Annotated in this window: 21 protein-coding genes, 1 tRNA gene and 1 pseudogene; 21 read left to right on the forward strand and 2 right to left on the reverse strand. The window is 49.7% G+C overall.

All coding sequences use genetic code 11. The annotated features are described in order from the left end of the window. Positions 1-57: 57 nt before the first annotated feature. The 6 genes and pseudogenes from ABCW47_RS10180 to ABCW47_RS10205 all read left to right on the forward strand — a co-directional run bounded on the left by ABCW47_RS10180 (position 58) and on the right by ABCW47_RS10205 (position 4290). Positions 58-726 (forward strand): alpha/beta fold hydrolase, encoded by a 669-nt coding sequence (locus ABCW47_RS10180; RefSeq protein ID WP_343209811.1) that lies wholly within the window; start codon positions 58-60, stop codon positions 724-726. A gap of 48 nt (positions 727-774) precedes the next feature. After that, a complete protein-coding gene (locus ABCW47_RS10185) occupies positions 775-1044 on the forward strand; it encodes a type II toxin-antitoxin system RelB/DinJ family antitoxin (protein WP_343209812.1) in 270 nt (89 codons plus the stop codon). Positions 1045-1069: 25 nt separating this feature from the next. Beyond that, positions 1070-1162, forward strand: a pseudogene (locus tag ABCW47_RS10190) (type II toxin-antitoxin system YoeB family toxin); the annotation flags it as partial. A 214-nt stretch (positions 1163-1376) separates the two neighbouring features. Continuing rightward, positions 1377-2615, forward strand: a complete 1239-nt coding sequence (locus ABCW47_RS10195) for an iron-containing alcohol dehydrogenase (RefSeq protein WP_343209813.1) — start codon at positions 1377-1379, stop codon at positions 2613-2615. 135 nt (positions 2616-2750) lie between these two features. Then, complete coding sequence (locus ABCW47_RS10200) at positions 2751-4127, forward strand: aldehyde dehydrogenase (protein ID WP_343209814.1); 1377 nt, start codon at positions 2751-2753, stop codon at positions 4125-4127. Between the two features lie 31 nt (positions 4128-4158). Beyond that, positions 4159-4290, forward strand: coding sequence for a hypothetical protein (locus ABCW47_RS10205; protein WP_343209815.1), 132 nt, complete (start codon positions 4159-4161; stop codon positions 4288-4290). Positions 4291-4357: 67 nt separating this feature from the next. Here ABCW47_RS10205 and ABCW47_RS10210 read toward each other — a convergent pair whose 3' ends face one another. Both ABCW47_RS10210 and ABCW47_RS10215 read right to left on the reverse strand, forming a co-directional pair. Then, on the reverse strand, positions 4358-4930 hold the full coding sequence (locus ABCW47_RS10210; RefSeq protein WP_343209816.1) for a manganese efflux pump MntP: 573 nt from the start codon (positions 4928-4930) through the stop codon (positions 4358-4360). A 57-nt stretch (positions 4931-4987) separates the two neighbouring features. Continuing rightward, a tRNA-Leu gene (locus ABCW47_RS10215) sits at positions 4988-5070 on the reverse strand. Positions 5071-5485: 415 nt separating this feature from the next. Between ABCW47_RS10215 and ABCW47_RS10220 the strand changes: the two genes are divergently transcribed. The 15 genes from ABCW47_RS10220 (at position 5486) to ABCW47_RS10290 (ending at position 23441) form a co-directional block, all read left to right on the forward strand. Continuing rightward, positions 5486-7432, forward strand: coding sequence for a bifunctional metallophosphatase/5'-nucleotidase (locus ABCW47_RS10220; protein WP_343209817.1), 1947 nt, complete (start codon positions 5486-5488; stop codon positions 7430-7432). A gap of 39 nt (positions 7433-7471) precedes the next feature. Continuing rightward, positions 7472-8224 (forward strand): lysophospholipid acyltransferase family protein, encoded by a 753-nt coding sequence (locus tag ABCW47_RS10225; RefSeq protein WP_343209818.1) that lies wholly within the window; start codon positions 7472-7474, stop codon positions 8222-8224. Positions 8225-8250: 26 nt separating this feature from the next. Beyond that, a complete protein-coding gene (locus tag ABCW47_RS10230) occupies positions 8251-9792 on the forward strand; it encodes a jacalin-like lectin (protein ID WP_343209819.1) in 1542 nt (513 codons plus the stop codon). 105 nt (positions 9793-9897) lie between these two features. Beyond that, positions 9898-10920, forward strand: coding sequence for a TFIIB-type zinc ribbon-containing protein (locus ABCW47_RS10235; RefSeq protein WP_343209820.1), 1023 nt, complete (start codon positions 9898-9900; stop codon positions 10918-10920). A gap of 96 nt (positions 10921-11016) precedes the next feature. Next, a complete protein-coding gene (gene recN / locus ABCW47_RS10240) occupies positions 11017-12690 on the forward strand; it encodes a DNA repair protein RecN (protein WP_343209821.1) in 1674 nt (557 codons plus the stop codon). 62 nt (positions 12691-12752) lie between these two features. Then, a complete protein-coding gene (locus ABCW47_RS10245) occupies positions 12753-14453 on the forward strand; it encodes a GspE/PulE family protein (RefSeq protein ID WP_343209822.1) in 1701 nt (566 codons plus the stop codon). A 32-nt stretch (positions 14454-14485) separates the two neighbouring features. Further along, positions 14486-15547, forward strand: coding sequence for a type IV pilus twitching motility protein PilT (locus ABCW47_RS10250; protein ID WP_343209823.1), 1062 nt, complete (start codon positions 14486-14488; stop codon positions 15545-15547). A 12-nt stretch (positions 15548-15559) separates the two neighbouring features. Continuing rightward, positions 15560-16780 carry a type II secretion system F family protein gene (locus ABCW47_RS10255; protein ID WP_343209824.1) on the forward strand — a complete coding sequence of 407 codons (1221 nt, stop codon included), beginning with the start codon at positions 15560-15562 and terminating at the stop codon, positions 16778-16780. Between the two features lie 180 nt (positions 16781-16960). Then, the gene (locus ABCW47_RS10260; RefSeq protein ID WP_343209825.1) at positions 16961-17464 is read left to right on the forward strand and encodes a prepilin-type N-terminal cleavage/methylation domain-containing protein; all 504 of its coding nucleotides are present in this window, start codon (positions 16961-16963) and stop codon (positions 17462-17464) included. 61 nt (positions 17465-17525) lie between these two features. Then, the gene (locus ABCW47_RS10265; protein WP_343209826.1) at positions 17526-17990 is read left to right on the forward strand and encodes a type II secretion system protein; all 465 of its coding nucleotides are present in this window, start codon (positions 17526-17528) and stop codon (positions 17988-17990) included. 11 nt (positions 17991-18001) lie between these two features. Further along, positions 18002-18466, forward strand: coding sequence for a type II secretion system protein (locus ABCW47_RS10270; RefSeq protein ID WP_343209827.1), 465 nt, complete (start codon positions 18002-18004; stop codon positions 18464-18466). A 15-nt stretch (positions 18467-18481) separates the two neighbouring features. Next, positions 18482-19270 carry a prepilin peptidase gene (locus ABCW47_RS10275; RefSeq protein ID WP_343209828.1) on the forward strand — a complete coding sequence of 263 codons (789 nt, stop codon included), beginning with the start codon at positions 18482-18484 and terminating at the stop codon, positions 19268-19270. Positions 19271-19431: 161 nt separating this feature from the next. Beyond that, positions 19432-21135 (forward strand): pilus assembly protein PilM, encoded by a 1704-nt coding sequence (gene pilM / locus ABCW47_RS10280; protein ID WP_343209829.1) that lies wholly within the window; start codon positions 19432-19434, stop codon positions 21133-21135. Between the two features lie 68 nt (positions 21136-21203). Further along, on the forward strand, positions 21204-22295 hold the full coding sequence (locus ABCW47_RS10285; RefSeq protein ID WP_343209830.1) for a TroA family protein: 1092 nt from the start codon (positions 21204-21206) through the stop codon (positions 22293-22295). A gap of 36 nt (positions 22296-22331) precedes the next feature. After that, positions 22332-23441: a type IV pilus modification PilV family protein gene (locus tag ABCW47_RS10290; protein ID WP_343209831.1), complete on the forward strand. Its 1110-nt coding sequence runs from the start codon at positions 22332-22334 to the stop codon at positions 23439-23441. The last annotated feature ends 23 nt before the right edge of the window (positions 23442-23464 follow it).

A 23464-nucleotide genomic window follows, 5' to 3' on the forward strand; every position in this document is an offset into this window, starting at 1 on the left:
CTTTTCCTGTACCCTGGGGGATGCTATACTGATGCTGAAAGGTACGGGTAGATAACTATGGTTTATGAAAAAGACGGAGTAAAGCTATATTACGAAGAAACCGGAGAAGGTGAGCCAGTGCTGCTTCTCCACGGAAACGGAGAAGATCATACTATCTTTGATGTTCTGGCAAAGCAGCTGGCAGACAGCGGCTTTCATGTCTGGGCACCGGACAGCCGGGGACATGGACAGAGTTCAGCAGCAGAACATCTGGATTATTCCCGGATGGCGGAGGATATGGCCGGTCTGATCCGGGAGAGAATCGGCAGGCCGGTCTGCCTCTATGGTTTCAGTGACGGCGGAATTCTCGGCCTCTTACTGGCCCTGCGGTATCCGGAGCTTTTGACAAAGCTGGTTATCAGCGGCGCTAATTTATATCCTGGCGGACTGAAGCGGTCTGTTTTGCTGGGCATGAAATTCTCCTGGTTTCTGCACAGAGATCCGAAGGTGAAAATGATGCTGACACAGCCGCAGATCAAGGCGGAAGAGCTGAAAATGATATCAGTTCCGACGCTGGTGCTGGCCGGAAGCCGCGATATGATAAGAGAGAGCCATACCAGAGAGATTGCGGAGCATATTCCAGGTGCGCGGCTGCAGATCCTCCCGGGGGAGAGCCATGGGAGCTATGTTATTCACAGTGATAAACTCTTTGGAATTATGAGAGAGTTTTTGAGGGAAGAACGGTAGCTCTTTTCCAGTATATAGACAGATAGAATACAGAAAGGAGATGATTCTATGGCACAATCAACCATAACCGCACGAGTAGACGAAAAGGATAAAGCCAGCTTTGATGCCTTTTGCTCCAATGTCGGCCTAAATACCTCCACAGCCATCAATCTTTTTGTGAAAGCAGTTCTGCGCGAAAATCGAATCCCATTTGAAATTACACAGGCCACCGATCCATTTTTTTCAGAAGCCAACATGGCCTATGTAAAAAAATCCGTCCAGGAACTCCGAACAGGACAAGGTACGGCGCATGAACTGATCGAGGAAGAGGATGAGTGAAAAAATCTAGCGGGGCGAATACAGCCGCCGCATCAATGATAAAGACCGTTTGGTTTACCATATAGAAAATGGACGCATCTATATCGCACATTGCAGAGGACATTACAAAGACAAATAGCCCCGCATTATCCCCGCCCATTCAAATCCCCGCAGCCAGCAGGAGAATTAAATGGGCGGGGATTTTTTGTTATTTGCACCCCGGACGGCGACTCTTTTTTCTTGACATTTTGTGGGAAAAGAGTTATAAACAATAACAGTTTATTAATTTGAACATCAAAATAAATACGGAAGGATTTCACAGGCATATGCCTGCATGAAACAGGTCGATTGTGATGGAACCAATTCAGGAGAAAAAGAATCCATTTTACAGATTGGGCTGCCGGGGATTTCAGACCGGTATGAGAGCGGCGGCTTATCTGCTGCCTTTTCGTACCCCAAGGCTGATGCAGGGCGCGGGGAGTATCAGACGGCTTCCGGGTGCAATCAGAAAGATGGGAATATCCAGAGTGCTGGTGATTACTGATCCGGGAATTTCCAGACAGGATTTTCTAAGAGAGCTGCTTTCTAATCTGGAACGGAATGAGGTTGCCTGGAGTCTGTATGATAAGACGGTAGTCAACCCCACGATAGACAACATTGAACAGGCGGCAGACCTGTATCGCAGGAGCAAATGCCAGGCGATTCTGGCTGTGGGCGGCGGATCTCCCATAGACTGTGCCAAGGCTGCCGCTGCGCGGATCGCAAAGCCAGGGCAGCCGGTAAGCAGGATGAAGGGTGTGCTGAAGGTACATAAAAAACTTCCGGTTCTGATCGCAGTCCCCACTACCTCCGGGACTGGAAGTGAGGTGACGATTGCGGCTGTGGTAACGGACGCGGTGTCCAAAGAAAAATACGCGATCACCGATACGTCCCTGACGCCCCGCTATGCCGTGCTGGACCCTGTTTTAACGAAAGACCTGCCGAAGTTCATGACGGCCACGACCGGTATGGATGCCCTGACCCATGCGGTGGAGGCCTACATCGGAAGAAGCAACACCGGTAAAACAAAAAAGTATGCTTGGCGGGCAGTCAGGATTATTTTCCGGGATTTGGAACGAGTGTATGAAAATGGACAAAATCTTCTCCTGAGGGAAAACATGCAGAAGGCGGCATATTTTGCGGGAGCTGCATTTACCAGGGCCTATGTAGGCTATGTACATGCGCTGGCCCATGCGCTGGGCGGCATGTACGGAACCCCTCACGGACTTGCCAATGCGGTTATTTTGCCCTATGTTCTGGAATACTATGGAGAGGCGGTCTATCAGCCGTTATCCGAACTTGCGGACGTGGCTGGAATCGGGATGGCAGAAATGACAGAAGCAGAACGGGCGGATCTCTTTATTGCTGCTATCCGCCGTATGAATTATAATATGGGTATACCGGAGCATCTGAGTGATATCAGGGAGGCTGATATCGGGCTGCTGAGCCTGCGCGCCGCGCGGGAGGCCAATCCCTTATATCCGGTACCGAAGATCCTGAGCAGAAAAGATCTTGCTTTTTTATATAGTCAGATTAAAGGAGAACAGATTTAAAAAAACACACTGATGTGATGATTTTTAAATCAGCTGTCTGTGCTGAGGCGTCACAAACAGCATTTATCGCAGCTGGGAATCAGAAATTCTCAGCGCGCCCCTTCGCAAAGAACGCTTCGGAATGGAGAATAAAATATGGAACAGGAACGGATCAGTAAAATAATTGAGAAGCAGAGAAAATTCTTTGCATCCGGCAAAACAAAAGATGTGGATTTCAGAATACGTCAGCTTGTGAAATTAAAGGAAACGATAAAAAGACATGAGACAGAGCTGTTCCAGGCGTTAAAACAGGATCTTAACAAAGCTCCGTTTGAAGCCTATGCCACCGAGATAGGCATTATCTACGAGGAGATCAATTACACGCTGCGGCATTTAAAATCCTGGTCGAAGCCCAAAAAAGTTCCCACGCCGATTGCCCAGTTTCCCTCGGTCAGCCGGATATACAGCGAGCCCTATGGGGTGGTTCTGATTTTATCCCCATGGAACTATCCATTCCAGCTGACTATGGCTCCGCTGATTGGCGCAGTTTCTGCAGGCAACTGTGCGGTTATTAAACCGTCCAATTACTCTCCCCATACTTCGCAGATAATGGGAGAAATTCTGGCGGAGATTTATGATCCCTGTTTTGTCGCTGTGGTTCAGGGAGGCAGAGAAGAAAACAAAAGTCTGCTTCACGAAAAGTTTGATTATATATTCTTTACTGGCAGTGTGGGAGTGGGCCGGGCGGTCATGCAGGCGGCTTCGGAGCATTTAACACCGGTCAGCCTGGAGCTGGGCGGCAAGAGTCCCTGTATTGTTGATGAGACGGCAGATCTTTCTGTAGCGGCCAGACGGATTGTCTGGGGGAAATTTTTAAACAGCGGGCAGACCTGTGTTGCCCCGGATTATCTGCTGGTACAGAAACAGATTAAAAATGAATTGCTGGAAAAAATGAAACAGGAAGTTGTGCGTCTCTACGGGGCTAATCCCTGTGAAAATGACGAGTATCCGAAAATTATAAATGAAAAGCACTTTAACCGTCTTGCGGGCCTGATGGAATCCGGGGAAATTGTATGCGGGGGAACGTTCAGCAGAGAGACCGGCTGTATCGCGCCGACGATCCTTACGGCTGTATCGCCGGACAGCCAGATTATGCAGGAAGAAATCTTCGGGCCTCTGCTGCCGGTTCTGGAATTTGAGAGGCTGGATGAAGTAATCGGATTTGTGAACGGCAGACCCAAACCGCTGGCTTTATATTATTTTACCAGGAACAAAAAAAGAGAGCAGAGGATACTTTCCTCTATCTCTCACGGCGGCGGCTGTATCAACGACACGATTGTACATCTGGCTACCACTTACATGTCCTTCGGCGGCGTGGGAGAGAGCGGGATGGGCGGCTATCATGGCAAGGGAAGCTTTGATACCTTTTCTCACAAGAAGAGCATATTGAAAAAGGCAAACTGGCTGGATATACCTCTGCGATATCCGCCGTATAAGAATCATCTGGGACTAATAAAGAGAATAATGAAATAAGGAAGGCAATGAAGGCAATGAAGAAGGAAGAGTGAATAATGAAGAACGGAAGAAAGTGAAAGTTGCGGCAAAGCCGCATAAGGGCAATGAAGAAGGAAGAGTGAAGAACGTAAAGAACCGAAATGTGCTGTCAAAACTGCAGCTCAGTGAAAGCCGCAAGTGAAAAATGTCCCTGCGGGACAGTGAAAATGAGCTGCAAAAAACTGCAGCTCAGTGAAAAATTTCTGTTGTTATGTAAGGCTCAGGATTCCCAGGTGTTCCAGCAGTATTTTTGTTCCAAGGAGCACCAGTATGATTCCTCCGGCCAGCTCTGCTTTGTTCCGGTATTGACTTCCGAATTTTTTACCGATGACGACGCCTACCGCGGACAGCAGGAATGTGATGATTCCGATCAGGGCAACTGCGAAGAATATATGGACCTGTAAAAATGCGAAGGTAATGCCGACTGCCAATGCGTCGATGCTGGTGGCGACTGCCAGTATAAAGAGTTCGCCCAGCTTGATCCCGCCGCAGTCTTCATCTTCTTCTCCGCCTTTTAATGCTTCCCAGATCATTTTCCCTCCGATGATACCCAGGAGGATAAATGCGATCCAGTGATCGACGGAGGTTATGGATTTTTCAAATTGTTTTCCAAGCATCCAGCCGATCAGGGGCATACCGGCCTGGAAACCGCCGAAGAAAGCGGCGATCAGACAGACATGCCGGAAATGAAGTTTCTGCATATTTAATCCCTTGCAGATCGAAACGGAAAATGCATCCATGGCAAGGCCGACGGAGAGTAAAAAAAGTTCGAAAAATCCCATAACAAGCTCCTTATATATAGTTAAAAAAGGGAGATGAAACTCATCTCCCTTTAGCTATGCGGAGTAAGGGACTTGAACCCTCACGTCTCTGAGACACATGATCCTTAGTCATGCCTGTCTGCCAATTCCAGCAACTCCGCAAATACGGTACGAATTGTATTCTACAATGTAATTTTATATTTGTCAACACCAAATTATGACCGGAAAGGACAAAAGAGGAGGCTTTGGAATCTGTACTTTTGGTAAGCCTTAGGGTAAAATATAAAACAAAGCCCGCGCCGTATGGCGGGATTTGTTTTATAGCTTCTCGTTTCGGAGCGAAGCGGAGAAATGAGAAGGTTCCCGAGGAGAAGCCCGCGCCGTATGGCGGGATTTGTTTTATAGCTTCTCGTTTCGGAGCGAAGCGGAGAAATGAGAAGGTTCCCGAGGAGAAGCCCGCGCCGTATGGCGGGATTTGTTTTATAGCTGTTTGTTTCACTGGAAAGACTTTAACAGCAAACGTATCACGGGCCCGAATGGTCCTTGTGAAATAGAAAACCAGAAAAGGAGATTATTATGGGAAAGAGATGGAATAAAAGATACATAATGGCCTTTCTTCTGCTCCTGCTTTTTGCGGTTGGAATTACGGCAAGCGGCAAGGAAGCGGGCCGGGAGGCGCACGTCATTTTTTCTCACGACCTTCATTCCCATCTGGACACAACCTTAAAGACGACGCATGGTGCGCCGGATGAGGTGGGCGGGTTTGCTAAGCTGAAGACGGTGATGGATGATATCAGGGCGGAATACCCGGATTCGATTACCGTGGACGGCGGGGATTTTTCTATGGGTACGCTGTATCAGGCGGTTTTTCAGCAGGAGGCGCTGGAGCTTCGGATGCTGGGTCAGCTGGGATATGATGCGACCACCTTTGGCAATCATGAATTTGATTTTACAAGCAGCGGGGCGGCTGCCATGCTGAAAGCGGCCAGGGGAAGCGGCGATGCGCTGCCGGAGCTTATGTTTTCCGCTGTCGACTGGGCCGCGTCTGACCCGGCCAGGGCGGAAGAGTTAAAGGGTGCTTTTGATGAGTACGGTGTGAAAGATACTATTATAATAGAACGAAATGGTGTGAAGATCGGGATTTTCAGCTCTTTTGGAGACGATGCGGAAGCCTGCGCTCCCAACAGCCAGGTGGTTTTCCGAGATCATCTGGAGACCTCAAAGGAGGCGGTGGAGAAGCTGAAGGAGGAGGCCGATCTGATCGTCTGCCTGTCTCACGGCGGAACCTGGCCGAAAGCCAGTGAGTCGGAGGATGAGATTATGGCGAAGGAGATTCCGGACATTGACCTGATTATCAGCGGACATACCCACTCCACACTGGAGGAGCCGATCCGCCAGGGAAATACCTGGATTGTTTCCAGCGGGGAATACGGCATGAGGCTTGGTTCTCTGCATTTAACCGAGCAGGAGGACGGCAGCTGGCTGCTGTCCGATTATAAACTGACGCCGATTGATTCGTCTGTGAAGGCGGATGAATCTATTTTAACTATACTGAAAGAGTATAAGGAGCTGGTGGAGAAGGAATATCTGCAGCAGTTCGGTTATACGTTTGATCAGGTGCTGGCCTACAACCCCTATGAATTTTCTTCTCTGAGCGCGATCAGCGACGAGCACACGGAGCATACCCTGGGAAATATTATCTCCGACTCCTATATTCATGCGGTAAAAGAGGCGGAGGGGGAAGACTATGAGCCGATTGATCTGGCTCTGGTGCCCAGCGGTGTGATACGGGAAACCTTTTATCCTGGAAATGTTACGGTTGCGGATGCCTTTTTAGTCAGCTCTCTGGGTTCCGGCGCGGACGGCACATGCGGTTATCCGCTGGTTAGTGTCTACCTGACGGGCAGGGAAATACGGACGGCTGCGGAGGTGGACGCCTCTATTTCCGATCTGATGACGACAGCCAGGCTTTATATGTCCGGTGTTTCGTTTACATTTAACCCGCACAGGCTGATTTTAAACAAAGTGACAGACATTAAACTTGTCAGGGAGGACGGCAGTGCTGCCGAACTGGAAGACGATAAGCTGTACCGGGTGGTGTCCGGGCTTTATTCGGCTCAGATGCTGGGCGTTGTGGAAAGCAAATCCTTCGGTATTCTTTCTCTTGTTCCAAAGGATAAGGAAGGAAATCCGGTCACGGATTTTTCCGCCTGTATTATTCATGACAAGAAGGGAAATGAAGTGAAGGAATGGCTGGCACTGGCCGGTTACCTGGATTCATTTGAGGAAGAGGACGGTGTTTCTGTGATTCCGGAGTATTATTCAGCGACACAGAACCGCAAGGTTGTGGATCAAAGCAGGAATATTATTGATCTCATAAAGAATCCAAATAAGATTGCGGTCATACTCGTTTTGATTGTGGTACTCATAATCGCTCTCGTTATTTTGATTGTGGTGCTGATTGTGCGGAGTGTGAAAAGGCGGAAAGCCAGACGGCTGGCTGGGAATAAGGACCGCCATTGACAGAATGAATGAAGATAGGGCAGGAAAGGAAATAGATAAATGAAACGGATTGCACTGATGGTAGCGAAACTTCTGTATATAGTACCGTACTGGTTTTTCAGGATGGTGTGGCTGGGCAGTGAGAAGCACTATGATGAAGAGAAGGCGGCAAAACTGCTCCGGAAGATGGTTACCAGAATTATTAAGGCAGGACGGGTGACGGTGGAATGTTACGGACTGGAGAATCTGCCGGAGCAGAACGGATATATTATGTTCCCCAACCATGAGGGGCTGTTCGATTCCCTGGTATTTATGCAGGTCCATGAGCGGCCGTTCAGCCTGATTTCCAAAAAAGAGGTGAAGGATGTCATTCTGATTAAGCAGGTGATGCGCCTGATGCGTGCGCTGCCTATGGACCGGAACGATGTCCGCCAGTCCATGAAGGTGATCATGCAGGTGACAAAGGAAGTAAAAGAAGGACGGAATTATCTGATTTTCCCTGAGGGAACCAGAGCCGGGGTGCCAAACCAGATGCATCCGTTCAAAGCGGGATCTTTTAAGAGTGCTACCCAGGCACGGTGCCCTATCGTACCGGTTGCACTGGTGGATACCTACAAAGCCTTTGATTCCGGATCGGCGAAACCGATTACCGTGCAGATTCATTTTCTGGAACCTCTGTACTATGAGGAGTATCAGGGGAAAAAGACGCAGGAGATTGCACAGGATGTACAGAGCAGGATTGCGGCAGCGCTGCGGGAGTATGCGCCGGAGGAAGACGCCGGAACCATTCTGGAACCGAAGGAGAAAGAGTAGCCTGTTCTTTCAGAGGAGAATAGTATATGGAATTCAATATTAAGGTCCGATATATGGATGGCGCGGAAAATGGCAGCAGATACCGGTATGAGCCGGAACAGATTGACGGTTCTAAAGTCGGAGTGATTGTGAGTGATATGTGGGACCGGCACTGGTGCCGGGGCGCGACCCGGCGGGTGAATGAACTTGCGGGGCCGATGAACCGGGTTCTGATTAAACTCCGGGAGCTGGGGGCGAGCATTGCTTTTTGTCCCAGCAGGGTGGCAGGAAGCTATTACGGCGAATCTCCTGCCAGAATGCGGACGCTGGGCTATCCGGCAGGAAGGCCGCGGGAAGTGAGAGATCTGAGCGGCATACCGGCCGTGACGGAATTGATTGACCCGTACCGTGTGCAGTGCGACTGCAGTCCCAAATGTGAGATGGGGCGGGTTTGGGTCAGGCAGCACGAAGCTCTTTTTATTGATCAGGACCAGGATTTTATCTGTGACGACAGCCGGGAGGGGGACGCAGAATTCTGTATTCTGAACGCATTTCTGGCGAAGGGTATTACCCATGTGATTGTGATGGGCGTACATACGAATATGTGTGTGATCCACAGGAATTTTGGCATGCGGGAACTTTACCGGGCGGGTTTTACTCCTATTGTGATGCGGGATATGACCGATTGCATGATACCGCGGGAAGAAAAGCCCTATCACGATCATTTTACCGCGCTTGATGATACCATTTCTTATATTGAAACCTGGCTTGGAGGCAGTATAACCTCCGATCAGATCCTTGGGGACGAGCCCTTTCATTTTGCGGAGGATACCAGAAGATCCAGGCTGTACGGCAGCAGAACGGAACGGACAGAGGATTTATTCGCGGACCGGGGAGTCTATCAGATGCCGCCGGTAAGCGGGCTTACATTGTGCACCGGAGACAGGAGGATAAGTGGTATCCGGCTCTCTTATGGCAAGGAAAAGACCAGATGGATCGGAAGCGGAGAGGGTGCCCGGACAGAAGCCTCGCTCTCTTTTGGGGAATATATAGCCGGTGTGGATGGCTGGACAGAGGAGGAAAGGGTCGTCGGTCTTGGTGTACGAACGAGTACAGGCGCTTATATGAGAGCAGGCTGTACGGACGGTGAACCCTCTTTTACCTGGCAGGCGGAGAATGGTTTTGCCTTGACGGGCATGTATGCCTGTGTACGGCCGGGTGAAATGATAATTTCCGGTCTGGGCTTCTACCAGAATTATCAGATGTACTTTGAATCGTATCTGGAGGATGAGAATATAAGGCAGCTGGATACCGTTTTTACCTTTGAAAACTGGGAAGGCGAAGAGTGTCTGGCACTGTGCCGCGACGGAGTATTTACCTATTATAATAGAAATCAGGATTCCGGTCAGTGCAAGTGCACAGCAGCGCTGCCGGTTATGACAGCTGACCGGGAAAAAGGGCTGTGCAAAACCGAGCTGAAAATGGATGGCGGGCGGTTCCTGGCAGATGGAGGACAGACGGATTCTGTACTCCTTGCGAGGCAGGGGAAATGCTGCCGCCTTAAGCCAGCCGTTTTACATGGGGAATAATGGCTGGGTGGGAAATTTTCTTGAGATTTTCTTAAGAGATGTGGTATACTGTAGATTAATTAGATGCAGGGGAGAACAAGTGTATTACATAGGAAGGAAGAGACGATGAGCCAAAGAGGGAAGTGCCCGAAGTGCGGCGGAGAGTTAGTATTTCCGGAGAATATGGAACGTATCATCTGTATGTACTGCGGTAAAAGTGTCAATGCAGATGAACTGATCCAGATTACATTTTCGGAGGAAGATAGAAAGCAGATAGAAGAGCTGGAACACAGACTTTCGATGGAGGAAGCGCCGGAGGAGCGGGAGAGACTGATCCAGGAGCTACTGGAGCTGGACAGCAATAATCACCAGGCTAACCTGGCCTACGCCCTGGATAATATGCACCGGCTTTATACCAGGCACAGAGATATTCTGAATTATTTCAAAGAAGAGACCTATGAGGAGGCCTTTGAAAAATATCTGGCCGAGGAGAGAGAGGTTCTGGATCATCTGGAACTTGCATGCTACCAGCATGAGGAAGAACTGCCGCAGATACTTCGGCAGGCAGCAAAGAAGCTGATTGACGCCATCTCCGATTCCATGGAGAAGGAATCCGGCATGAAACAGAAGCTGCGCCGGAATGTGGTGCGGGATGATTATAAAATGACCCAGGTGGTCTTTATTATTCCGATGATAAGGGAGCTGCGGCTGGAGATCAGCGAGGAGTTTGCGGACCATATTATAGACGAGTGGGTGACCCGTTATCCCAATGAGATGTATTATAAGGGCGATTACCATAAGCTGATCGAGGGTTTCCGCAAGCGGAAGATCTGTTACATTACCACCGCGGTCTGCGAGACATTTGGAAAATCCGACCGGTGTTATGAACTGATGCGGTTCAGACAGTTCCGTGACGACTACCTGCTGAAACAGGAAAATGGAGAGGAACTGGTACAGGAGTACTACTCTATCGCACCCGCAATTGTGGCTTCTATTGATATGATGCCGGAACGAGCCGACGTCTATGAGGGTATCTGGAATGAGTATTTAAAACCCTGCCTTTCCCAGATCGAGAATGGGGAGAACGAGGCGTGCAGGGATAATTATATCCGGATGGTAAGAGATCTGGAGCAGAAATATTATAGTTGATAAAAGCAGTAAACGACTTGATAGTTCACAGCAGGCAGTATGCTTTCTGTGAACTTTCACGCTTATACGAATACTTGGATAAAAGTGGGAGGAAGCATGTTACTGAACCTGCATGTAAAGAATCTGGCTATTATAGAAGAGGCTGAGATTGATTTTTCCGATCATTTAAATATACTGACCGGGGAGACCGGAGCGGGTAAGTCCGTGATTATCGGCTCCGTCAATCTGGCTCTGGGAGGAAAGATCAGCAAAGAGATGATTCGCCGCGGGGCGGATTATGCCCTGGCGGAGCTTTTATTTTCCGTGGAAGATGAGAGGACCCTTAAAGGGCTTAAGAAGCTGGATATTCCCATGGAAGACGGCCAGCTGCTGATTTCCAGAAGAATCTATTCCGGCAGAGCGGTGAATAAAATAAACGGAGAAACGGTTACTCTGTCCCTGCTAAAGCAGGCTGCCGCTCTTCTGATTGACATTCATGGACAGCATGAGCATCAGTCTCTGCTGCGAAAGGAAAAGCATCTGGAGATTGTGGACCGGTATGCGAAGGATGATACGGTCAGAGAAGAGGTGAAACATTGCTTTCAGATCTGTGCTGAGCTTCGCAGGAAAAGCCGGGAGGCTGCCGTTCCGGAAGAACAGCGCGCAAGGGAAATCTCTTTTCTGGAATATGAGAAGAATGAGATCGAGAGTGCCAGGTTAAAACCCGGCGAGGAAGAGGAACTGACGGCCCAGTACCGCAGACTCTCAAACGCCCACCTGATTGAGGAGGGCATCGGCACGGTATACCGGATGACCGGCGGGGAGGACGGCACGGCATCCGATCAGATTGGACGGAGCGTGAGAAGCTTAAGCCAGCTGACAGAGTATGATGAGCCGATCGGCGGCCTGTGCAGCCAGCTGGAGGAGATCGAGGAACTGCTGGCGGATTTTAACCGGAATCTGTCGGATTACCAGATGGGACTGGAGTTTGATCCGGAGCAGTTAAGTGAAGCGGAGGAACGGCTGGACCTGATTCACCGGCTCCAGTCAAAGTACGGCAATACCCACGAGGAAATCATGGAGTATTATGATTCGGTCTGTGCAAAGCTGGAGCAGTATGATAATTATGATTCTTACCTGAGGGATATGGAAAAGCAGCTGAAAGCCGCGGAGGAAGCCTATGCCGCAGCAGCAGGGAAACTGTCTGAGCAGAGGAAAAAAGCGGGTGTAATCCTTCAGGATAAAATAAAAGAGGTGCTTACGGATCTGAATTTTCTGGATGTGCGGTTTGAGATTGCGATACGGGAAAAAGCAGGTACGGCGGATGGAACGGACGATGTGGAGTTTTTGATTTCCACCAATCCGGGGGAGCCGGTCCAGAGCCTGGGCATGGTGGCCTCCGGCGGAGAGCTGTCCCGTATTATGCTGGCGATTAAATCTATCCTGGCGGCGCAGGATGAAATCGGCACGCTGATCTTTGATGAGATTGACACGGGTATCAGCGGGGTTACGGCGCAGAAGGTAGCGGAGAAGCTGGCGCTGATCGCTGCGGGCCATCAGGTTATCTGCATCACCCATCTGCAGCAGATTGCGGCGATGGCGGATGTGCACTATCTGATTCGGAAAAGCAGCGAGTCCAGTTCTACGCAGGTGATGACGACAAGACTGTCAGAAGAAGAGTCTATCCGGGAGCTGGGAAGAATGCTCGGCGGCACGAATGTGACCGAGTCGGTGCTCTTAAGCGCCAGAGAATTGAAGGAATCGGCCGGACAGTTTAAACATTATGAGTAATCTGGAATACAATAAAAAGAGATAAGCTGTGCGGGCTTGGTCTGCGCAGGAGCTTGGAAAGGATGGGAACGGTGATTCGGAATAAACGGATTCGGCTGGGTGACTTTCTGGTTCAGAAAGGGCTGCTGGAGGAAAAGCAGCTGGAAAAGGCCCTGGAAGAACAGAGGAGAAGGGGAACAAAGCTTGGCGAGACCATACTGGACCTGGGCTATATCACGGAACAGGATCTGGCGGACGCCCTGTGTGAGCTGCTGGATATTGAGTATGTAGAGCTTCGGAAAATGAATCTGGATGAGAAGGTAGTCCATCTGATCAATGAAGATGTGGCCAAGCGCTATAAACTGATTCCCATCGGATATGATGAAAATAACAATAATATAATCAAAGTGGCGATGGCTGACCCGATGGATGTGGTGGCGATCGACGATGTGGCGATTATAACCAATATGCAGGTGGAGCCCGTGCTTTCCACCACAAGCCAGGTTGCGGCACAGATTGACAAGTTCTTCGGGGAACAGAAGGCAAAGCAGGCGGCGGAATCCTTCCGGCTGGAGCAGGAAGCGGAAGGCCCTACGGTGCTGGAATCGGTGCTGGCCGAGGTGGAGAATTCACCGGTTGTGCAGCTGGTCAATACGATCATTGAGCAGGCGGTACACAGAAGGGCCAGCGATATTCACATTGAGCCGCTGGAGGAAGAGATACGTCTGCGGTACCGCGTGGACGGCGTCTTAAGCGAAATTATGTCCTATGATTCTTCACTGCTCCCAGCCATTGTATCCAGGGTGAAGATTATGTCCGGCATGGATATATCTGAGAAGAGAATTCCCCAGGACGGCCGCGCTACGGCTATGGTGGAAGGGTATGAGTATGATATCCGTGTTTCCACCCTGCCTACCGTACACGGGGAGAAGGTTGTTATGCGTCTTTCCAGCAAACAGAGCCTGACGCTGGATAAACGCCGTCTTGGTTTCTATGAGGACGACCTGGAACGGTTCAATCAGATGCTGTCCCATCCCCATGGGATAATACTGGTTACCGGCCCTACCGGCAGCGGAAAGACGACGACCATGTACACCGCATTAAGTGAATTAAATACGGAATTTGTAAATATTGTAACAATAGAGGACCCGGTAGAAGCCAACGTGGACGGGATTAATCAGGTCCAGGTCAATAATAAGGCGGATCTTACATTTGCAAGTATTCTTCGGTCTATCCTCCGGCAGGACCCGGATATCATCATGATCGGAGAGATCCGTGATAAAGAAACGGCCAACATCGCCATTCAGGCGGCGATTACCGGACATCTGGTGCTCAGTACCGTGCATACCAATAACACGGCGGCGACCGTGGGACGTCTGCTGAATATGGGGGTGGAGAGCTTCCTGATGGCAGATGCCCTGACCGGAATCATTGCCCAGCGGCTTGCCAGAAAGCTGTGCGACTGCAAGGTGCCCTATGAGGCGAGCCGGATGGAGAAAATGGAGCTTGGCCTTCCGGTGGATCAGCCCTATACCCTTTACCGGGCGGGGGGCTGTCCCAAGTGCAATCACTCCGGGTATTACGGCCGGATCGGAATTTTCGAGATGATGACCATATCCCCCCGTATCCGGGAAATGATCTCGGTGATGGAATCATCGGAGAGCATCCGTCATGAGGCGCAGAGCGAGGGAATGAGTACCCTCTATCAAAACCTCCGCCGACAGGTGCTGGATGGGATGACGTCTGTAGAAGAAATGCGCAAGGTAGAGGTAGATAATGAGTAAAGCCGGCAGCGGTCATGGAAAGGATGTGCCACATGGAATTTGATCTGAAAGAGATTCTCACGGAGGCTGTGAAACGGAGGGCCTCCGATATCCATATATCAGTAGGGATTCCTCCGAAGGTGAGAGTGAACGGTACGCTCCTGCCTCTGAACCTGCCCGTTCTGGAACCGGAGAGTACAAAGGCTCTGGCGGAAAGCGTGATGAACGACAGACAGAAGCAGATTCTGGAAGAAAAGGGGGAGGTGGATTTCTCCTTCGGCATGCAGGGTCTTGGCAGATGCCGTGCCAATATTTTTAAACAGAAGAGCATGATATCAGCGGTATTTCGGCTGATCTCAGATGTGGTGCCCACAGTCCAGGAACTGAATCTGCCGCCCACAGTAGCGGATTTGTATAAGAAGAGAAGCGGCCTGGTCCTGGTGACCGGGCCTACCGGAAGCGGTAAATCAACCACGTTAGCCTCCCTGGTGGGGAGGATTAACAGTACCCTGAACCAGCACATTATCACACTGGAAGACCCCATCGAGTATGTCCACCGCCATGAAAAATCCATTGTGAATCAGCGGGAGATGGGGATGGATTCAGCGGGCTATGCTCCTGCACTCCGGGCGGCGCTCCGGGAAGACCCGGATGTGATTCTGGTGGGTGAGATGAGGGATCTGGAGACGATAAGCACGGCGATTACCGCCGCTGAGACCGGGCATCTGGTATTCTCCACGCTCCATACTATCGGTGCGGCCCCCACGATAGACCGAATCATCGACGTATTTCCGCCCAGCCAGCAGCAGCAGATCCGGATTCAGCTGGGGATGGTGCTGGAAGCGGTTATCTCACAGAGGCTGATTCCCACGGCGGACGGTACCGGGAGGGTGGCAGCGTTTGAGGTTATGCTGGCAACCCCTGCGGTACGGAATCTGATCCGGGAGGGAAAGACCTACCAGATTCCCAACGCTCTTCAGACGGGAAGAAAGCTGGGCATGCAGACTTTGGATGACGCGATTTATGAGCTGGTGATGGGCGGAGTTATTTCCAGAAAGGATGCCCTGGCCAACTGTATGGATATAGAAGCGATGGAGAGAAAGATTTTAATATAGGAGAGAAGAGCCTTGACTAAATTTACGTATCAGGTGATGACACCGGACGGAAAGAAGAAGCGGGGCACCGTGGAAGCGGCCAACCGGGATAGTGCTATGAGAGTGCTGAGAAGTGAGGGGAATATCATTGTCTCAGTGAAAGAAGCAGGCGTACTGCAGAAGGATATTTCCTTGTCTTTCCTGAAAAGGAAAGTAAAGGTCCGGGACATGTGCGTATTCTGCCGTCAGTTTGTGACGCTGATGACAGCAGGTGTGAATGTGGTGCGGGCGCTGCAGATGCTGGAAGAACAGACGGAAGGAAAGCTGCTGCGCAGGACGATCCATGAGATCCGGGTGGATGTGGAGAAGGGCTTTACCCTTGCGGCCAGTATGGAGAAGCATGAGGATGTATTTACCACGCTTTTCGTGAGCATGGTGGCGGCCGGGGAGGCTTCCGGCAACCTGGAGGGCGCGTTTGAACAGATGGCCAATCAGTACGAAAAGTCGGCAAAGCTGCGGGCAACCGTAGTGAAGGCTATGATTTACCCGATTATTGTACTGGTGGTGACGATTGTGATTGTCATCGTCCTCACTTCCTGGATTGTACCGAAGTTTGTGGACCTTTTAGGTGAGATGGATACGGATATGCCGGGCTATACCATGTTTATTGTGGGATTCAGCAAATGGATGGCGAAATACTGGATTTTTGTAGTTCTGGGATTAGCGGCGCTTTTTGTGGCGGTCCGGGTATATTTTCAGACGGAGACGGGCCGGCGCATCAAGGCTCGTATGGCTATGCGCATGCCCATCTTCGGCAAGCTGACGGTGAAGAATGCCTGTGCCCAGTTCTCCAGAAGTTTCAGTTCGCTGATCGCGTCCGGCGTGGGGTTGATTGAGGCGCTGGAAATCGTGGCGCGGAGTATGACCAACGCGATGTACGAGGATGTTATCCGGCACACGGCCACTCAGGTTTCCAAGGGAACTCCAATGGCAGAGCCATTGTCAAAAAGCAAGATATTTCCTCCTATGGTCTGCAATATGGTTTCGATCGGAGAGGAAACCGGTGCCATTGTGCAGATGTTAAAGACAGTGGCGGAGTATTATGAGGAGGAAGTGGAGCAGACGACTGCTCAGGTAGCGGCAACCATTGAACCGCTGATGATCCTTCTAATGGCGGGAATCGTAATCGGGGTTCTGGCAGCGGTCTTCCTGCCTATGCTGTCCATGTATCAGAATCTGTCCGGCGTGGTGTAGGAAAATAGAATCTTTATACGTTCTTAATTGACACATGCCTGAAACGTGCATATTTCGACATATTATGTGTAAAAAGCCGAATTATGTACAAATGGTTGTTCCCAAATGAACAGAAACTGATATAATGGAAACACCCAGTTAGAGGGAAAAAGAATAAGCAGGAAAGAAGGCAAACAGGGGATGAAGAGGAAGGGCTTTACTCTGGTGGAGCTGATTGTAGTTATTGCGGTTTTAGTGATTCTGGTGGGATTGCTGGCGCCCAATGTGCTGCGCTATATTGAAAAGAGCCGGAAGGCGAAAGATATCGCAGCTTTGGACACCGCTTATCAGGCGATTATGTTGACCCTGGCAGATGAGGCGGCAAATGACGCATTGGTTCAGGAACTGACCAAAGATAACATATTTGGTTATGTATCGAAGTTGGTTGATGGGACGGATCTTGGAATTGGTAAAGATTCTGCTTTTCGAAAAGAATTTCTCAAAACTTATGGGACGACGGCATATCAGCCGAAATCAAAAGCATATGCGGACTATCCCATGCGGTATATGGTGTTGATTACAGAGAAAACCGGCGGCGGGATAGGAGGACATACCCCCAGTGATGTAAAGGGTTATAAAGTATATGTGGGTTATATCTCAGATGATAAAGAATCCTGGGTACCTGGCGTTCCTAGCTATGATTGATGATCTATTCAAGAGAAATCTTGTATTGATAAATTGAAATTTAAGAAGGGAAGATAAGAAGATGAAAGAAAAACTCAGAAATAAGAAGGGCTTTACCCTGGTGGAGCTGATCGTGGTTATCGCGATCCTGGTGATCCTGGTAGGCCTGCTGGCACCAAATGTGATCCGTTACATCGAAAAATCCAGAGCGGCAAAGGATAAGGCAGCGCTGGACAATGCATACCAGTCCATTATGCTGGCACTGGCGGATGAAGAAGCGTATACGGCGGCGGAAGCTTCTATCTCGACGGGAGCAGCATTGTCTACAATTACAGGTAAGACAGATGCTTTTGCGACAGAGGTTAAGGCAAACTATGGAACTAGTTTATATACTGCTAAATCTAATACTTATAGAGGAACCGTTGCAGATGACGCAGATTCAGAGATTATGTATAGCCTTGCGAAAAATGGGAGTGGGTACACCGTAGCGGTATGGTTTAGTGGCTTGCCAGCTGATAAGATAACAAATGCGATAACCGCGGACTAGGAGAGATTGCCATGAAGAAGAATAAAAAAGGTTTTACTTTAGTTGAATTAATTGTAGTTATTGCCATTCTGGTTATCTTAGTAGGTTTGTTGGCACCGAATGTAATCCGTTACATCGAGAAATCCAGAATTGCCAAGGATGAGGCAGCACTGGATAACGCATATCAGTCAATCGTACTGGCATTGGCGGATGAGAAGGCCTATGAACAGGCTATCCTTAAGAAAGTTGACGATGTTAATGGTGCATCATTTGAAACTGTATTGCTTAAGAATACAACTGTTGCCAGTAAGAATTTTACCGATGAGGTAGTGGCAAATTATGGGTCTCAGACAGCATATGCGGCAAAATCCAGTAAGTATAGCGGCAGCCCGATTCATTTTACACTGGATATGCCCGCTGGAACGGAGCAATATCAGGTCTCTGTTTTTTATGCTGGACATAAAACTACTGAAGACTTGGTCATCAAAAACTACTAATCAAGGAGTGACTCCATGGAACGACTGTTTACCGCCATCGCTGCGGCCCTGTTCGGCGTATGTATCGGCAGTTTTCTGAACGTTTATCTGTTCCGGGTGCCGAAAGGGGAGAACTTTGTGACGGGACGGTCCCACTGCATGAGCTGCGGGGCGCCGATCAAATGGTACGACCTTATTCCCGTTCTGAGCTATTTCATGTTACATGGGAAGTGCAGGAACTGCGGAAGTAAATTGTCGCCCCAGTATCCGCTGGTGGAGGCAATGAACGGAATTGCATATGCGGCGATAGCCGTAGTCTATGGATTCAGTCTGAAGACACCGTTATTTTGTCTCGCATTCTCTGTGCTGGTTTTAATCAGTGCGGAGGATGTGAGGACCTTTGAGATACCTGAGTCCCTGAATATCTGTCTGGGTATTCTGGGACTTATTGCCGTTATTATCGGCTGGCCGAACTGGGGCAGTTATCTGCTGGGGGCAGTGAGTGTAAGCGGATTTTTCCTGCTGCTTCTGCTGTTCAGCAAGGGGAAGGCTATGGGCGGCGGCGATGTGAAGCTGATGGCGGCAGCCGGATTGCTGCTGGGATTTCCCAATGTTTTATTTGCTGCTGTGGCAGGATGCATCATCGGTTCGGTGGTACTTTTATCCATGAAACACGATCAGAAGTTCAGGGAAAAAGCGGCGCAGGACCCGGATTTGCCGGATGGGGCGGTTCCCTTCGGGCCTTTTCTGGCAGGGGGGATTTTTATGGCTATGCTCTGTGCAGAACCATTTATGAACTGGTATCTGGGATTGTTCCGGGCCTGATCAGGAAGATTGGTTTTGCGTGGTAAGGCTGCACTTTATGAGAGGTGCGGAATGAAAACGGAGTATTCTGGTTTTTATTCCGGAGTTCTCATGGAGAACAGGAAACAGAGAGTGAAGCTTTTCTGAGAGAAGAGCGGATACTGGAAAGGCGCAGGAAGAGAATGTCGAAAGTAATTGCGATTCAGGCAGACAGTGTAAGAATCAAAATATCTGAGCTGGTCTGCAGCAAGAAAGAAAAGAAAATCCTGAATGCTGTCACGATCCCGACGCCGGAACTGGCGGTGGACGGTGGTTTGATTAAAAATCCTGTTTCGATGGCAGAGCTGATCGAAGGGGTTTTGCGCCGGGAGGATATGAAGGCGAAAGAGTTAATCTTTACGCTGCCTGCCGGAAAGGTGATGAGCAAGGAGGCGACGCTTCCCTATATTAAGGATGGCAGAAAGATCCGGGACATTATCCGGGTAAATGCGGATGAGTATTTTCCATTTAATATAGAAGATAGTGTACTTGGCTATTCCATTTTGAGCAGGAAGAAAGAAGAAAGCCGGGATGAAATGCGGCTGATGATTTATGCGGTGCCCAATGGCCTGGTGACCGCCTGTTATGAGGTGGCTAAAAACCTCAGAATGAAGGTCAGAAGTATTGATTATGTAGGTAATGGGCTGTTTCAGCTCTGCCGTACCGAGGTGCCGGAGTACCCTGTCATGATGCTGCAGATCGGCGGAGACAGTACGGTTATCAATATTTTTACAGAGGGAGCGTTTTATCTGCAGCGAACCGTCAATTATGGCATGATGGATGCGGTTCATCTGGTGATGGAGAAAGAGCAGCTCTCTTACAGCCAGGCCATGAAAAAAATGGCGGAGGAACAGAGGGTGGGCGAAAGCTTTGAGAACCGGGAGGACGAGGTGACAAATGCTTTCTTTTATCTGGTATCCAATGTGCAGAGGGTGATGGAGTATTATCGTACCAGACGGGATATCAAACCCCTGGAGGAAATTTATCTGATGGGTGAGGGAGCTCTGGTGAAGGGTATGCCTGAGCTTCTGACCGGACAGCTGGGCCTTCCGGTGAAGAGGATTTTAGATCCGGTAGGTTTTGCGGCGGACGGTCAGCTTTCACTGAAAATCCCCCGTTATCTGGAGCCTCTGTCCGCGGTTCTGGACCCGGTGGGCTTCGTTCCGTACGATTATGAACAGAGTGAGAAGAACAGGGCCCAGAACCGTATTTATGGAAGTGTAATACTTACTACATTAGTAGTATGCGCTATAATGGTGGGAATTCCGCTGCTGCGCAATATCTCTCTGAAGATTCAGAAAGCAGAGTGGCAGCATAAAGTAGAGAGCCTGGAGGATGCCCAGCCGATTATCGAAGAACATACGGAGATAACGGCCAGGTTAAATGACATGCAGGCGTTTGATATGCAGACACATTCCGACAATGAGAAGATGGGGTCGCTGGTATTGCTGCTGGAGGATATCCTTCCGGCTAACGCCAGAGTGGAAACGTTTGAAATGGTGGATGGTACGGTGTCATTAACGGTGATAACAGACTCGAAGGAAGCCAGCGCGGTTTTTCTGCGGGAGTTAAGAAATTCGGACGCTGTTTATCAGATCTATGCAGACAGCCTCCATGAGGAGGAAGCGGCTGCCGCAGAGGCAGGGAGTGAAACCGGTGCTGAACCGGCTGAGGGGGATACGATGCATACCCTGACCCTGACCTTTTATTATGGTTCCCAGCCGGTTACTGTAATCGAAGAGGAAACCGGGCAGGATTCCCAGACGACGGCGGACGACATTAAGTCAGCGGCCCAGGGCGGGGATTCTCTGGAAGCGGCCGACCAGGAGCTTAAATCAATTGAGTAAAGGAGAGCGCAATACGGATCTGGGTCTATTCCCGTTTGGGATGGGCCGGGAACGGGAAAGGCATGGGTATGAAGATGAAGATCAGTACAAGGGATAAAAATCTGCTGGTTATGCTTGCTGTTATCGGTATGCTGGCTCTCTGCTATATACTTGGCTTCCGGACTTTGAACAGTGAGAATAAGATAATACGTGAGGATATCACCAGGCTCCAGGAGGAACACAGCCAGAAGACGGAAGTTCTTGCCCTGAAGGAGCTGTATCTGGGAGAAATAGAAGCGTCTGCAGCGGAATATAACAGCAGGCTTTCTGCCTATCCCGCTGCGATCTGGCAGGAAGATCAGATTATGTTTCTGCGCACACTGGAGAAAAAGTTCGGCGCGGACATAACCGATATCGGCCTGGGGGCGGAGGAGGTGCTTTATCCCTTTGATAATACGATGACAGCCGTGAGTGAGTTTTACTCCGGCAAAGTGTCAGAGCTTACCTTTCCATTTACCTGCAAATATGAGGCCTGGAAAGAGATGATCGACTATATTCATTCTTATCCGGCAAAAAGAGTCATTACATCCATGAATGCCGTCTATGACGCAGAAAAGAAAATTGTGTCCGGCACGGCAGTGATGAATGAATATGCGGTGGAGGGTCCCGGAAGGGTCTATACTCCGGCAGCCCTGGACGGAATGAAAATAGGCGGTATTAATATTTTTACAGAAGAAAACGGACAGAAGAAACTGGTATCCACGGAGGCTGTACGAAAGAGGATACGGTCTTCCTATGATTTTTATATCATGGCGAATGAGCCGGATACCGATATCGACACGACCGTGGTGGGCATGAAGGGAAAACAGAATGTGATTACCGCGTCTTCGGATGACATCTCGGAAGTGACAATGGAATTCAGTAAAAATGCAGTGGGAATTTATTTTGTCAGCTATACCATCGAGGGACAGGACGCTGCAGAGAAATACGAATTTGCGCCTGGCGATGATCTGGATATCCTGATCGCCAGTTCTAAGCGGACCGGTGTGGAAGATAAATCTGGAATCCGTTTGAACATAAAGAATCTGACAGACCAGTATGTAAATCTTACAATTACAGGAGAAGATGAGACGAACCCAAGAGTTTCTATAGAAACAGAGGGCAAGGTGGCAATCTATTAAGGGAGAACTCCCGGACAGAATATGGCTGGTGATTGGATGAAGAAACAGGAACATCAAAAAAAGAACAGCCGCCGTGGTTTTACCCTGGTAGAACTGCTGGTGGCCGTTGCCATAATGGGGATACTGGGCTCGGTACTGCTGGGCTATTTCCTACGGGCTGCCAGGGCAAACAGGACGGCGCAGGGATACGAGACAGCTACCATGCTGGCCAAGACTCTGGTGGAGGAGATGAAAAGCGAGGATAGCTTTGAAACCCAGTCGGAAGCGGAGAACTGGCTTCGGGGAAAGGGATTTGTTCCCGGTTCGGGAAGCGGAGAATTTATCAAGGATCACCATATGGAAAATGGCAAGGATCTGACCGGCTATCAGACGGTAGTCAAAATAGAACCCAGCGGCATTGCGGGGCCGGCCGGAGGTACGGTAAATGATTTTAAGTCCATGCAGGTGCCGGATCTGGCGGACAGTGAGAATTTTGTTTTTGTCAGGGAGCTGAATGGATTTGATGAGGCGGCGAAGGAAGCAGCGGCAGCGTCTCTGACGGCGCAGATACTGGAAGAAATAACGCCGTCGGAAGAAGAATTTGCCCGGATGAATAAAATACTGGCTGTCGGGCTGGAACTGATTCCTGCTGGGGATCGGTATCAGACACAGGTGAATTTAGGATTTACTTACCGTCTGCCCTATATTTATGAAGGCGTGGAATATGTAGGGGAAGCAGTATTTTCCAAAACCTATAACGGGCCGGATATGGATAAAAGTACGGGGAAGACTCCAGGAGTCTATCTTTACTATACGCCGCTTAACGGCGGGGACGAAATCAGACTGTCGCTGAACGGAACGGGAGTTACGGCAGAAAGTCACATTTATCTGATCGAACAGAACGAGACTCCCAGCATGGTGATTCAGAGCAGCGGCAATGTGAAAAATGCCGATGGGTCTGACTTTACCGGTATCGTGGAGGACGGATATATCCGGAGCGGCAGATTGTGCCTGCATACCAATTTGCCTTATAACGGAGATATCACACCGTCGGAGAATATATTTGACCGGAATCCGGCAGTCAACCGGCTGTATAATGTCCGGGTACAGGTTTTGTTTGAAGGAAAATCTTATATTACGATAGAAAATGCTACGAAAGAGGGCTGATTAACAGCCGGCCGGAAAGGGTG

The organism is Anaerolentibacter hominis (assembly GCF_032380675.1).
In the GTDB taxonomy this organism is placed as follows: Bacteria; Bacillota; Clostridia; order Lachnospirales; family Lachnospiraceae; genus Anaerolentibacter; species Anaerolentibacter hominis.